Source organism: Streptacidiphilus pinicola (assembly GCF_003258295.1).
GTDB classification, from domain to species: domain Bacteria; phylum Actinomycetota; class Actinomycetes; order Streptomycetales; family Streptomycetaceae; genus Streptacidiphilus; species Streptacidiphilus pinicola.
This window is the reverse complement of sequence record NZ_QKYN01000122.1, coordinates 1-409: the sequence shown is the minus strand read 5'-3', so window position 1 is coordinate 409 and position 409 is coordinate 1.

Sequence of the window (409 nt, the reverse complement as noted above, 5' to 3'; positions counted from 1 at the left end):
GCCGACGCGGATCGGCGCGCTCGGCTACGCGCAGTGGGCCCGGGAGCCCACCACGATGAACCGCTGGCTGCCGGAGGCGGCCGAGGTCATCAACCCCATCGCTTACGCCTGCGGCCGAGAGGCGCCGCTGCCCGCTCACGCGGGGCAGTAGCAGAGCCCGGCAATCCCCTGTGCCCCCGATCCCGCGGTGACGCTCCCGCGGTCGACCGGGGGCGCAGTCATGTGTGCGATGAGGTAGATGGCTACCCACCCCCAGGAGTGGAAAAGCCCCACTTTCGAGTGACCGGCCTCAAGGATTGCCGGGATCTGCCGAGGAAATGAATTCCGGTGTAAGCGCCAACGACGGACGAGAGGAAAGCGGCGCACCCAGGGGGCGCCCGGAGGGGAAGCCGGGCACGGGATCGGGGGC